General features: G+C 46.4%; 13 protein-coding genes. All 13 read left to right on the plus strand.

The window, feature by feature from the left end; translation table 11 throughout:
- The first annotated feature begins 16 nt into the window (after positions 1-16).
- The 13 genes from ABEW32_RS08150 to ABEW32_RS08210 all read left to right on the plus strand — a co-directional run bounded on the left by ABEW32_RS08150 (position 17) and on the right by ABEW32_RS08210 (position 12,552).
- The gene (locus ABEW32_RS08150) at positions 17-1,036 is read left to right on the plus strand and encodes a WXG100 family type VII secretion target (RefSeq protein WP_430186414.1); all 1,020 of its coding nucleotides are present in this window, start codon (positions 17-19) and stop codon (positions 1,034-1,036) included.
- 563 nt (positions 1,037-1,599) lie between these two features.
- Complete coding sequence (locus ABEW32_RS08155) at positions 1,600-2,046, plus strand: tellurite resistance TerB family protein (RefSeq protein ID WP_430186416.1); 447 nt, start codon at positions 1,600-1,602, stop codon at positions 2,044-2,046.
- A 28-nt stretch (positions 2,047-2,074) separates the two neighbouring features.
- Positions 2,075-2,668: a TerD family protein gene (locus ABEW32_RS08160; RefSeq protein ID WP_430186418.1), complete on the plus strand. Its 594-nt coding sequence runs from the start codon at positions 2,075-2,077 to the stop codon at positions 2,666-2,668.
- 45 nt (positions 2,669-2,713) lie between these two features.
- A complete protein-coding gene (locus ABEW32_RS08165; protein WP_430186420.1) occupies positions 2,714-3,289 on the plus strand; it encodes a TerD family protein in 576 nt (191 codons plus the stop codon).
- 31 nt (positions 3,290-3,320) lie between these two features.
- Positions 3,321-3,902: a TerD family protein gene (locus tag ABEW32_RS08170; RefSeq protein WP_025717139.1), complete on the plus strand. Its 582-nt coding sequence runs from the start codon at positions 3,321-3,323 to the stop codon at positions 3,900-3,902.
- Between the two features lie 101 nt (positions 3,903-4,003).
- On the plus strand, positions 4,004-5,269 hold the full coding sequence (locus ABEW32_RS08175; protein ID WP_430187018.1) for a TerD family protein: 1,266 nt from the start codon (positions 4,004-4,006) through the stop codon (positions 5,267-5,269).
- Between the two features lie 26 nt (positions 5,270-5,295).
- A complete protein-coding gene (locus ABEW32_RS08180) occupies positions 5,296-6,030 on the plus strand; it encodes a TerC family protein (RefSeq protein ID WP_430186422.1) in 735 nt (244 codons plus the stop codon).
- 167 nt (positions 6,031-6,197) lie between these two features.
- Positions 6,198-7,385, plus strand: coding sequence for an HpcH/HpaI aldolase/citrate lyase family protein (locus tag ABEW32_RS08185; protein ID WP_430186424.1), 1,188 nt, complete (start codon positions 6,198-6,200; stop codon positions 7,383-7,385).
- 52 nt (positions 7,386-7,437) lie between these two features.
- Positions 7,438-8,784 (plus strand): phosphoribosyltransferase family protein, encoded by a 1,347-nt coding sequence (locus ABEW32_RS08190; RefSeq protein ID WP_430187021.1) that lies wholly within the window; start codon positions 7,438-7,440, stop codon positions 8,782-8,784.
- The gene (locus tag ABEW32_RS08195; protein WP_430186426.1) at positions 8,781-9,932 is read left to right on the plus strand and encodes a cysteine protease StiP family protein; all 1,152 of its coding nucleotides are present in this window, start codon (positions 8,781-8,783) and stop codon (positions 9,930-9,932) included. The genes ABEW32_RS08190 and ABEW32_RS08195 overlap by 4 nt, the downstream gene beginning before the upstream one ends.
- Entirely contained in the window at positions 9,929-10,756 is an 828-nt protein-coding gene (locus ABEW32_RS08200) for an HAD family hydrolase (protein WP_430186428.1), read from the plus strand. Before ABEW32_RS08195 ends, ABEW32_RS08200 begins: the two co-directional genes overlap by 4 nt.
- A gap of 25 nt (positions 10,757-10,781) precedes the next feature.
- A complete protein-coding gene (locus ABEW32_RS08205; protein ID WP_430186430.1) occupies positions 10,782-11,813 on the plus strand; it encodes an ATP-grasp domain-containing protein in 1,032 nt (343 codons plus the stop codon).
- Between the two features lie 58 nt (positions 11,814-11,871).
- Positions 11,872-12,552, plus strand: coding sequence for a hypothetical protein (locus ABEW32_RS08210; protein ID WP_430186432.1), 681 nt, complete (start codon positions 11,872-11,874; stop codon positions 12,550-12,552).
- Positions 12,553-12,570 lie beyond the last annotated feature (18 nt).

Genomic DNA, 12,570 nt, shown 5'->3' on the forward strand with positions numbered 1-12,570 from the left:
ATGGGATGTGATCAACATGACAAAAATCCAAGTCACACCGGAGCAGCTGGATAACGTGGCCTCCCAATTTGCCAATGCCCACGGCATACTGTATAACCAGCTAAACGGTCTGGATAGCACAATGAACCGCCTTCACAGCCAGTGGGATGGTATGGAGAGAAATCGTTTTTATAATGACTATCGTACAGCTAAATATACGCTTTCTTCTATATTAAATAAGGTTCAATCCATTGAAATTGAGCTGAAAAGCATTGCTATGAAGTTTAGAAATGCGGACGGTGGGAGCACACGCGGCTTCTGGTCCGCGTTGGCAGCAGCGATGAACGCCAGTGCAGCGCTGGCGGGCAGTGGAGAGGCTGGAAATCATGCTGAAGATATCGTGAATTCACCAAAAAATATAGACGAGTGGGAGCAGGCAGACGCGGATAAATATCATCAGTATGAGGAGCTATTGAAAAATGCGGAGACGATTGGCGACAAGCAGGTCATGCAGAAAATCCACGACCAGATGAATGTCCTGCGGCTGCAATACGAGGACTCGGTTACTCGCACAGATTACAATACAGGAGAGACCTCCAAGATCACATCCGATTCCCTTGTTGCCGTCACTGAATTGACAGGTAAAGACGGAAGCAAAACAGATATATCTATAGATAAAAAAGGGAATGTTGTGAGTTATGAGCAAAATACGGACAAATACGATTACTGGGTCCAAGAGCATACTCAATCGGCCGGAGAGCACGCTCTGGGTAAAACGGCCCAGACCGTTACCGGATATGGAATGGGTCTTATTTTGTCGCGCGGGACTGGCGTCAGTGGAGCAGGTTCGGGCGCAGCCTCCGGCTGGGGGGAACACGTCGTCGGCATTGGAGGCGGCATGATCAGTGACAAAGTGCTATTCTCTGTCCCCGACGAGGGAGAAACCCGTACTATGATCTATCGTACAGATAAAGAAACCGGGCATGTGGAGAACATGATCATCGTTACCAAAGGCGAGAATGAAATGAAGTATCGTTATTGGGAGGATTACAACTAAGTCTTGAGCTAGGAACGACAACAACGTGAATAGGAGTATCTACTAAATCTACAGTCTTTTTTTCTAGAGCAGGAGGAGCAGTGGAAACTGTAAACTCGCTAGCTGGAGAAGTCTGTGGATTTTTTGTTTACCCATTTTTTGATGTTACGTACCAAATCATATTGAAATTAATATGAATGATAATAAGGATCAGTCGAAGCCCACGTCAAAAGGAATCGGTAAAATTCAGTTATCCAGTTAAGGAAAATGCGATTGAAGAATGATAGGTGGTATTGACGTATAACCGAGGCACTGTCTTCTATTGAATTGGAAGGCGGTGCCTTTTCATTTTGCATAAGTCTATCATTCTATAGACTTGCAATTGTGCTATTACATGGGGGATAATGGAAGGGATACTTTCGACAGAAAATAGGGCTAAAGATAGAGAGGATACCTATAAAAGGTAGATCGGATTTACCGCATTTTTGTATATTATTGTAGAATAAGATCGTAATTCAGGTTATAGTAAAGGAAGAAATTAACTAGGATAGAATATACCCAAATACGTAATTGTGGAGGGAAATATGAGTACATTTAAAAATTGGTTGAATACAACTAAAAAAGGGCTTGGTGACCAGGTTAAGAAATTTAAGAATAAAGATTTTATGGAAGCTGTTGTTGCAGGCTGTGCATTAGTGGCATTTGCGGACGGCACTATTAGTCCAGAAGAAAAAACAAAAATGGCCGGATACATAAATATCAGTGAGGAATTGAAAGTGTTTGATATGGGAGAGGTGATTAACCGTTTCAATCACTATGTAGCGAACTTTGAATTTTCGCCCGAAATCGGCAAACAGGAAGCTTTGAAGGCGATTGGTAAACTGAAAGGTAAGCCTGAAGTAGGCCGACTCGTCGTTGGCGTATGCAGTGCGATTGGTGCAGCTGACGGTGATTTTGATGCCGACGAGAAGCGAATTGTTGCTGAGATCTGTGGCGTGCTTGGTTTGAATCCATCTGAATTCAGTCTGTAAATTTTACGGAAGGGAGGTGTGTTAATCAGTGGCTGTAATTAATCTGGTCAAGGGCCAGAAAATTGATTTGACCAAGGGGAACACAGGACTAACCAAGGTTATAGCCGGATTGGGTTGGGACCCCGTGCAGTCCAAAGGATTTTTTGGCTTCAAGAAGCAACCCAATATTGATTGTGATGCTTCTGCTATTTTGCTAGATGCCAACGGGAAACTAACTCATTCGGACAATGTAGTATGCTTCCATAATAAAAAAAGTCCATGCGGCTCAGTCGTGCATTCCGGTGATAATCTGACCGGAGAAGGTGACGGCGATGATGAACAAATTATGATTGACCTGGCACGGATTCCGGCCAATGTCGATAAAGTGCTTGTTGTTGTGAATATATATGATTGCGTCAACCGGAAACAGGACTTCGGCATGATCGAGAAAGCGTATATCCGCATTCTGGACGGTGCGAATTCCAAGGAACTGGTGACGTTTAATTTATCTGATAGTTTTGAAGGAATGACTGCACTGATCTGCGGGGAGCTCTATCGCCATAATGGCGAATGGAAATTTGCTGCAATCGGGGCAGGTACCCATGCCGTACATATTGATGTGCTGGCTCAGCGTTACATGTAATGTTAGGTTGCTCATACCAAATTAATGAGAAACGGGGTCTTACTCATGGCAATTAACTTATCCAAAGGTCAAAAAATTGATTTGACGAAAACAAATCCAGGCTTGTCTAAAATCACGGTTGGTCTCGGCTGGGACACCAATAAGTACGATGGCGGTAAAGATTTTGACTTGGATGTATCCGTATTTTTGGCGAATGCAGACGGCAAAGTGGAAACGGAAAAAAACTTTGTCTTCTTTAATAATCCACAAAACGAGAACGGTTCTGTCGTTCATACTGGTGATAACCGCACAGGCGAAGGCGACGGAGATGACGAGCAAATTAAAGTTGATCTGAGCAGCGTACCTGCTAACGTAGAAAAGATCGCTTTTACGATTACAATCTATGAAGCTCAAGAACGCAGCCAGAACTTTGGACAAGTGTCCCGTGCTTATGCTCGTATCGTAAATGAAGCAAACAACGAAGAATTGGTTCGCTTTGATCTGGGCGAAGATTTCTCTATTGAAACAGGTGTCGTGGTAGGCGAATTGTATCGCCATAGCGGTGAATGGAAGTTCAATGCCATTGGAAGCGGCTATCAGGATGGTCTTGCAGGGTTGACACGCGATTACGGCTTGGCTTAAAAAATCTACACAAAGAAGGTAGGTATGCAGTATGACCATTAGTCTTTCCAAAGGACAACGTATTGATCTGACCAAAACCAATCCAGGCTTGACTCGTGTTGTCGTAGGTCTTGGCTGGGATACCAATAAATACAGTGGTGGCGCGGAATTCGACTTGGATGCTTCAGCGTTTCTGCTGTATGAAGACGGTAAAGCGAAGGCAGCTGACGATTTCGTATTCTACAATAACCCAACAGGTGGAGCGGGTGCTGTTACTCATACAGGCGATAACCGCACGGGTGAGGGCGACGGGGATGACGAGCAAATTATTATTGATTTTGCAAAAGTTCCTGCAAATATCCATCGTATCGGAATTACAGTTACAATTTACGACTATGAGGCACGTGCACAAAACTTCGGACAAGTGTCCAATGCTTTTGTACGTGTGGTAGATGCGGCGACTGATCGTGAAGTGCTGCGTTATGATTTGGGAGAGGATTTCTCCACCGAAACAGCTGTGGTATTCTGTGAATTTTACCGTCAGAATGCAGACTGGAAATTCCAGGCTATCGGTAGCGGCTTTGCTGGTGGGTTGGGTGCGCTTGCTAAAAACTATGGCTTGGACGCTCAATAATATCCACTTGGGGTGGTGTCCAAAGGGCACTACCCTTTCTTTTTAAGCCATTGAACTGGCATACGCTGAACACGACAAACGGACAGAAAGGTGACACACTCATGGCTGTTATCGTAGTAAAGGGGCAGAAGGCGGATTTGACAAAAACGAATCCGGGTCTGAGCCATGTCAATATAGGGATCGGCTGGGAGTCCTCAGCGACTCTGGAACTCGATACTTCTGCATTTTTGCTGGGCCCTGGAGGGAAAGTGTCGGGCGATGAGGATCTGATCTTTTACAATAATCCGACCACACCCTTTATCACCTATTCAGACGGGCAACAGTTAGGTGACAAGAAACAATTTTCCCTGGATTTAACCAGAATACCTTCCCATATCGAGAAGATTGCGTTTACGCTGACCATTTATGATGCGGATCAGAAACGGCAAAATTTTGGACAGGTTCATGGCGGATTTATACGTTTTGTTCATCCGGTTAATGGAGAGGTTTTGCGATTTAATTTGGACAGTGGCTTTACAGTCGAGACGGCCATTGTGATTGGTGAGCTGTACCGCCATAACGGTGAATGGAAATTTAATGCGATAGGCGCAGGCTTTTCCGGCGGATTGGATGCATTGTGTGGAAATTTTGGAATCGAGGTTGAAAATAATCCAGCACCTCCGGCGCCAGAGCCTACACCACCTCCAGCAGCTCGTCCAGCACCCACACCGCCGCCAGCACCTCCTGTTCCAAAGCCAGAGCCATCTGCAACTCCGGTGAATCTGAATCTGCGGAAAATTGAGCTGAAGAAAAAGGGCGACACCATTAACCTGAAAAAAGGCTCAGGCGGATTAGGCGAAATCCTAATCAATCTGAACTGGAATCAGGTGCAGCAGAGCAAGGGCTTTTTCAATCGTGGCTCCAAGGGTATCGATCTGGATCTAGGCTGCTTGTATGAGATGAAGAACGGAGATAAAGGCGTCGTTCAGGCGCTTGGGGAAGTATTCGGTTCTCTCAATCGCTTCCCGTACATTGCTCTGGATGGTGACGACCGTACGGGCTCTGTGAAAACAGGCGAAAATCTTCGGATTAACGGTGCCAAAATTTCTGAAATTAAGCGAATTTTGGTGTTTACCTTCATTTATGAAGGAGTCACGAACTGGTCACAAGCAGACGGGGTGGTCACGCTGTACCAGAAGGACGGGCCAGACATAGTCGTCCATATGAACGAACATGACAATCGTAAAGGGATGTGTGCGATTGCGATGATCCAAAATGTGAACGATGAAACGTTCAGTATTGAGAGACTCGTACAGTTTTATGGCGGCCATCGTGAACTGGATCGGGCATATAACTGGGGAATGCGCTGGACGCAAGGCAGTAAATAAATTGAATTATCGGAGGCACTCTTTTCATGTTGAATGATTTATTTAAAAATATCAGCGAGAACTACGGCCATTTCTTTTCATGGAGTGATGTGGTAGGTACGCTTACTGACCCGGTGAGTTGGGGGATTATTGGGACTCTCATTTTGCTTGAAGGTCTTTTGTCGGCGGATAACGCCTTGGTTCTTGCAGTTATGGTTAAGCATTTACCGAAGGAGCAGCAGAAGAGAGCTTTATTTTACGGGATTTTAGGTGCGTATATTTTCAGATTCCTGGCCATTGGCTTGGGTACCTTCCTGATTAAGTTCACGCTGATTAAGGTATTGGGTGCCGCTTATCTGCTTTATATCGCTTATAAGGGCTTGTTCAAGTCCGAGGGTGATGGAGAAGTGAAGAACAAACCTACTTCTTTCTGGAAAACCGTATTAATGGTCGAATTGATGGATATTGCCTTCAGTATTGACAGCGTCATTGCCGCTTTTGGTGTGAGCGAAAAAGTATGGGTTCTGTTCATGGGTGGTATACTCGGCGTTTTAATGATGCGTGGTGTTGCACAATTGTTCCTCAAGCTCATTGACAAATTTCCAGAACTGGAACAGACAGCCTTTATTATGATCGCCATTATCGGGGGTAAAATGCTGGCTGCTGCTTTTGGCTTTCATATGTCGCAAGTATTATTCTTCGGCATTTTGATTGCCGTCTTTGTAGGCACAATGATTCTTAGCTCGGCGAAAAGAAAGAAAAAGGCCGATAAAGAGGCTTAATGTACAAAGTATAGCGAAATCCCTCCTGAAACTAAGGGGGGATTTCTTTTATACCCGAGGCACAGGGCTTCAGTCAGGCGAGATAGAGCAAGAGGAGGGGAAGGGCCCTGAAATATTTTAATGATTTAACCTCTGAGGAAGTAGAAGCAATCTTTTGTATTCCACCATTGGAGTTTCATAACCGTTCACCTAAAAGCATATTGGCTTATGCGATAGGAGCAGCTTTGTACATGCCGGCGACCCGCTCGGAAGTAGCGGAAGAGATCAAAAATGCAAAGCATGAAGGACTAACCACGGTTATTTTGGATTTGGAAGACGCTATAGGCGATCAGCAGGTCGGACAGGCTGAAGAATCGCTGGCACAGCAGCTGCTTCAATTATTGTCCTATGTGCGCACGGGGGTGATGAGTGAACAGCAATTACCTTTGCTGTTTGTACGTGTGCGCTCTGTGGAACAGCTGGAACGACTGCTGAACAGCTTGGGAGAAACCCTGACGCTGCTTACAGGCTTTGTCTTTCCGAAGTTTTCTTCTGATAATGGACGGGCGTATTTTGCCCTCATTGCTGAATATAACCGAAATATGCGTACAGGAACAGGAGACACAGACCACATGCCTGTGTTGTATGGATTGCCAATTCTTGAAAGCTCTAAAATAATTCATCGGGAAACCCGCTGGGAAGAGCTGCTGTCGATTAAAAACATTTTGGACGAGGTTCAGGAATACGTCCTGAATGTACGAATTGGCGCAACTGATTTCTCCAGCTTGTATGGGCTGAGACGCAGCCCGGATATTACGATTTATGAAATTGCCGTCATTCGCGATTGTATCGCAGATATTATTAACTTGTTCGGACGCGTGGACTCGGATTATGTTGTTTCCGGTCCTGTATGGGAGTATTTCTCTCACCGAGAACGTATCTTTAAACCTCAATTAAGAGTATCGCCCTTCGAAGACGCATTTGGGAAGCCGGGACGCTACTTGCGAATGGACTTCATCTCAGATGCAGTGGACGGACTGATTCGCGAAGTCATGATGGACAAAGAGAATGGAATTATCGGCAAAACGATCATTCATCCGTCCCACATTAAGCCGGTACAGGCCATGTATGCGGTGACCCATGAAGAATATATGGATGCGCTTGAGATTGTTGAGCGTAACGATGGCAGTCTGGGTGTATTCAAAAGTACCTATGCCAACAAAATGAATGAAATTAAGCCCCATTTGAATTGGGCTCATCGTATGATAAATAGATCTAAAGTATACGGGGTGTTACATGAACAACAACATTTTGTCAGTCTCTTACCCAACCACGAAAACACATCTGCTACCCATTCTGGGGCGGTTCGGCGTTGAAATTACGGAGACTCATAATCCATTCCGTCTTCCTGTGGACAAGCTGTTTGCGATGGCGGCACGAATCAACAAAAAGCGTTCGTTTTTGTTTGTCAGCAAGGTGCTGGGCAAGCATATTCCGGTAAATCCTTACACCTCTCTGTTAAGTGGGGCGGCACTGGCGATCCTGCTATATAAAGAGCTTGTCCCACAGTCAGGACAACAGATGGATAAACTGATTGGCGAGGCCGTGAGAGGGCTGCTTGACCCGAACTATGCAAAAGAGGCCTACCAAAAGCTGATGGATGAGCGTTTGGTTTTTGCTTTTCCAGAACCGATCAAGTTTGTTGGTTTTGCCGAGACGGCTACAGCACTGGGACACAGCATGTATCGGTTGTTTGATGATGGTGCCACATATATTCATACGACACGCGAGGATATTCCGGGGCTTCGGCCTATTATTCGGTTTGAAGAAGAGCATTCGCACGCTGTTGATCATCGTTGCTATGCATTACATGAGGAAGCCTTTGCCGGAGATGGGCCGATTGTGCTAGTAGATGATGAGATTACGACCGGAAAAACAACGCTTAATATTATACGGGATATTCAGAAGCATTTTCCGCGCAAACAGTATGTGATAGCTTCGTTATTGGACTGGCGGACAGACAGTGACGAGCGAGCTTTTGCTGATCTGGAAGCAGAGCTAGATATTAGGATTACCCCTCTAAGTTTGCTCAAAGGAAAGATAGAAATACAGGGAACACCGATACTGGATCACGCAGAATATGCCGGACAGACCGGGAACGAAGAGCATGCAGCCACTAGCACCGAAGAGGTTAATAAAGATTTTTTTGGAATAATTGACCACCGTTTTGAAAAGGATGCTTCCGCTTTTGAGCGGATATCACACAGCTCCATATCTACCGATGGGTACGCCAATACAGCTCCTTATCTTAAATATACTGGACGTTTTGGTCTCCAGTCCGCTGACAATCCAGCGCTTGATGCAGAAATCGTGCGCACAGCTGAACAACTGTACCAGCTTCGCTCAGGACAACGCACACTGGTAATGGGTACGGGGGAATTCATGTACATTCCTATGCGCATTGCTGCGGAGCTAGGTCCGGATGTTTATTACCAATCGACGACACGCAGCCCGGTGTATCCCCACAAGGAAGAAGGATATGGCGTCGCTTGTGGTGTGACTTACCCCTCGCCTGAGGACAGTATGATACACAATTTTATATATAATGTAGAGCCCGGTCAGTATGACGAGATATTCGTTTTGCTGGAAAGAGAGTCGGACCCAGAAAGAATGAAGCCCATGCTGGATGCACTGACCCGGCTGGGCTGTGATAAAGTGCATGTCGTTTATTTTAACAGTTTGACTAAGCAGGAGAGTAAAGGAGCGCGGATATGAAGCAAGCACTTATGGAGCAAATACAGCAGAAGAACATTCATCCGCCCGTACCGCTAGGCAGTTATCCTGTCTCGGATGTCACCTTTTTGTTGAAGGATTTGAGCCGGGTTGCGTTGGAAAAAGGAACGGAAGATCGGGAAGAGGCAATACAATCTGGAGTCCATTATTCAGAAATGCTGCCGGTGGAATACCAGCCCAAAGCAGAGTATATTGGATTGTTTCACGAAACGCTTGCCCATTCTGCCGAAAAGGTTGCATTAGCAGCAGCCTCTGTGGCTGAGATGATTGTCAGAAAAAGAGGCCTAAATACGGCGATTGTTTCTCTTGCCAGAGCGGGAACGCCCATTGGCATCTTGATCAAGCGTTATATTGACTGGAAGTATGACGTATCCTTGCCGCATTACAGTATTTCTATTATTCGTGGCAAAGGCATTGACCGGAATGCTATTTTGTACATTTTACAACAGCATGGGCTGGGGATTGAGCTTCAGTTTGTCGATGGCTGGACAGGGAAAGGCGCCATTCGTCAGGTGCTGATCGAGGCTTGCCGTGAAATGAATGCAGATTACGGGCTGCGCCTAAATGATGATTTGGCAGTACTGGCCGATCCGGGCAGTTGCTCGGAGACTTTTGGTACACGGGAAGATTATTTGATCCCGAGCGCTTGCCTCAATTCAACCGTGTCGGGTCTGATGAGCCGGACGGTATTACGCGACGATCTGATAGGTCCGGGCGATTTTCACGGAGCCAAATTTTATGAATCCTGGCGGTCAGTGGATCAGTCCAATACGTTTGTAGATACGGTATCCGGGTACTTTCAAGCCGTAGCTGAAACAGCGGCTTCCTATGCGGAACAGATGACATTGAATCCGCCTGTCGTGACGTGGCAGGGCTTACGGGATATTGAGGCGATTCAGCAGGCATTTGGGATTCGGGATATTAATCTGGTCAAGCCGGGAGTGGGGGAGACGACTCGCGTACTGCTCCGCAGGGTGCCATGGAAAATTCTGATTGACCGTGAAGATAATCCGAATCTTCAGCATATTATGCTGCTGGCCAAGGATCGTGGAGTGCCTGTAGAGGTGTTTGAAGGATTGACCTATTCCTGTTGCGGGATCATCAAGCCGCTCAAGGGGGGACAAGAATGATCTACGCCAGTGACCTGGATCAGACGCTGATTTACTCCAAACGCTCGCTTGGCGTGCCGCTGGAGTCCCCTGGTCTGTTGCCTGCGGAACAGATTGATGGGGCGACGTCGGCCTTTATTTCTGCACAAGCTTTGCAATGGCTCAAGACCCTACCGGCAGATGTCATGTTTATGCCTGTGACGACCCGGACTATGGAACAGTATAGACGAATCACCGTGTTTCAGACGGAGCTGGTTCCCGCCTATGCCGTAACGAGTAATGGCGGAAACATCATCGTCGGAGGCGAGGTGGACCGCGAGTGGAATCAGCGTATTCACGAACAAGTACGCCGCGATGGTGCTCATGCGGAAGAAGCACGCCAGATGTTCGGACAGGTGCTGCATGAAGACTGGGTCGTAAGCGAGCGTTTTTGCGATGAACTATTTTATGCTTTCGTGATTGAACGGGATCGTATGCCGCTGGAACAGGTGCTGGAGAAGGCGCGGATGATGCATGAAATGGGCTGGGAGGTATCCATTCAAGGACGCAAAGTATATCTGGTGCCTGCGGCCGTGAATAAACAGGCAGCCGTGGAGCATATCCGTAACCTCACCAATGGGGGAGCTGTGGTTGCATCTGGTGACTCTTTACTGGACCGTTGTCTGCTGGATTATGCCGACTATGCGATTGCGCCGCGTCATGGTGAGCTGTATCGGGAACAGCTGCGAGATAAGTTAGAGGTCAATTACCGATTTACGGAAGTGTCGGGGGTTTATGCAGCGGATGAAATTATGGAATATGTCTATGAAGTGCACGGGAGCGTGTCAGCGGCTCGTACTTCATGATTAAACTAATAGGGGACGTGGCGCTGTGAAGAAGGTCAAAGTGTATTTTAACCGCTGGTTTTCGGTGGTGTATCATTATATGAACGCTATTCGTAACAATGAGGACGGTATTCCGTTCGAGATCTATGCCACACACTCTGATCCGCAGCACATGGCACTACAGGCCAGTGATGTAGCTGAAGTGGAGCCGCGCACAAGCGGTGTGGAGTACGCACAATTTTGTGCTGATTTTTGCAGACGCCATGAAATTGATATCTTTATTCCACGGTGGAATATGCTCGATATTAGCAAGCATCTCTATTTGTTCGATGATATTGGGACAGAAGTAATAGTGTGCCGGGATACCGAGCTGCTGGAGCAATTGATGGAAAAGGATCTTTTTTATGAATCCATCCGTCAAAAAAATATTGTTGCGATTCCCGATTATGCCATTGCCAGTAATGCCGAGCAGTTTAGACAGGCTTACGAGTCATTAATAGCACTTGGGCACAAGGTATGCTTCAAGCCATGTAATGCGGAAGGGGGGATGGGCTTTCGTATCATTGATAATGAACGTAATCCGCTGGAGGAACTGTTCGGCCATGCGCTGAATCATATTTCGTTCGCAGAAGCATATCGCGTATTGTCTTCCACAGAGACGTTTCCCAATTTAATGGTGATGGAACTGCTGGAAGGATACGAATACAGTATTGACTGTTTGGCTGACCAAAACGGAAAATTGTTAGCAGCTGTTCCGCGTCGGAAGGCAGGAGGACGATTACGATTGCTGGAGCAGCATCCTGAGCTGTTGAAGGTGGCACAGAAGGTCGCTGAAGCGTATCACATTCCGTACAATTATAACATTCAAGTGAAATATAACAGCGAGCAGGCCAAGTTGCTAGAGATCAATCCGCGGATGTCTGGAGGACTTCATGTATCATGCTTGTCTGGTATCAATTTTCCTTATCTGGCAGTGAAATCGTCTTTGGGTTATGAAATCGGTCCACTACACCCGCAATACGATATTTTAGCCAGTCATGTCGAGCAGCCGATCACGATACGCCAATCCTTACATTGACATAGGCAAATATTGTTTTCTACAATATGGTAAGGGTTTACGTCAGGAGGTACAAGCTATGACTTCTAAAATGTGGGGTGCTACGATTGCTGTGGTCAGCTACCTGATTGCGCTTTTACTAAGTAATTGGTTGCCGTTGTTTGTGTGTCTAGCAATCCCGATCATTTGTATCGGAGGATACAGTGCTGTCATGGCTGTTCGCCATCCTCGTCCTAATCTGACCGGTTCCGTGATTCCGGTGATGCAGGAGCAGGCTGATCAGGCACAGCAACATGAAAAGGAAGCTACCGCTCTGCGAGAGTCTATCACAGGACAAGCACGTTTGCCGGACCAGATGACCAGTGAATTTGTTCAGGTCATGGAGTATTTGGATGTACTGGAGGATATGGTGATCTCCGAGGGACAGAAAGATGCGCTTGATAACGAAATTGTCGAAAAGGCGCTGGCTCTATTTGCACGTTTACAGCGGGTCATCCCGCTTTTGCATGAATTGAACAACAGCGAAGTAAATCACACGGTTCGGCGATTGATTTTGAAGGACTTGAATGGACTGATTAACCCGTTTCTTCGTCTCAGTGGCGACGCGAAACGGACCAACCGCAGGACACTACTAAACGGATTGCGAGATGTAGATAGCAAAATATCTGTAATTGTATCCACGGTGGAGCATAAGGACCTGATGGAATTACAGAGCAAAGCAGAGCTTATTCACCAGCGATACAGCAGTTCCGAATTGTAGGTTATTTTATAGAATAAA

The sequence above is a fragment of the Paenibacillus jamilae genome (genome assembly GCF_050482105.1).
Classification (GTDB): Bacteria; Bacillota; Bacilli; order Paenibacillales; family Paenibacillaceae; genus Paenibacillus; species Paenibacillus jamilae_B.

Bases quoted from the DNA above. Each gene is read 5' to 3' on its own strand.
- ABEW32_RS08150 (WP_430186414.1), top strand. From the start codon at position 17: ATGACAAAAATCCAAGTCACACCGGAGCAGCTGGATAACGTGGCCTCC.
- ABEW32_RS08155 (WP_430186416.1), top strand. From the start codon at position 1,600: ATGAGTACATTTAAAAATTGGTTGAATACAACTAAAAAAGGGCTTGGT.
- ABEW32_RS08165 (WP_430186420.1), top strand. From the start codon at position 2,714: ATGGCAATTAACTTATCCAAAGGTCAAAAAATTGATTTGACGAAAACA.
- ABEW32_RS08170 (WP_025717139.1), top strand. From the start codon at position 3,321: ATGACCATTAGTCTTTCCAAAGGACAACGTATTGATCTGACCAAAACC.
- ABEW32_RS08175 (WP_430187018.1), top strand. From the start codon at position 4,004: ATGGCTGTTATCGTAGTAAAGGGGCAGAAGGCGGATTTGACAAAAACG.
- ABEW32_RS08180 (WP_430186422.1), top strand. From the start codon at position 5,296: ATGTTGAATGATTTATTTAAAAATATCAGCGAGAACTACGGCCATTTC.
- ABEW32_RS08190 (WP_430187021.1), top strand. From the start codon at position 7,438: ATGGCGGCACGAATCAACAAAAAGCGTTCGTTTTTGTTTGTCAGCAAG.
- ABEW32_RS08195 (WP_430186426.1), top strand. From the start codon at position 8,781: ATGAAGCAAGCACTTATGGAGCAAATACAGCAGAAGAACATTCATCCG.
- ABEW32_RS08200 (WP_430186428.1), top strand. From the start codon at position 9,929: ATGATCTACGCCAGTGACCTGGATCAGACGCTGATTTACTCCAAACGC.
- ABEW32_RS08210 (WP_430186432.1), top strand. From the start codon at position 11,872: ATGACTTCTAAAATGTGGGGTGCTACGATTGCTGTGGTCAGCTACCTG.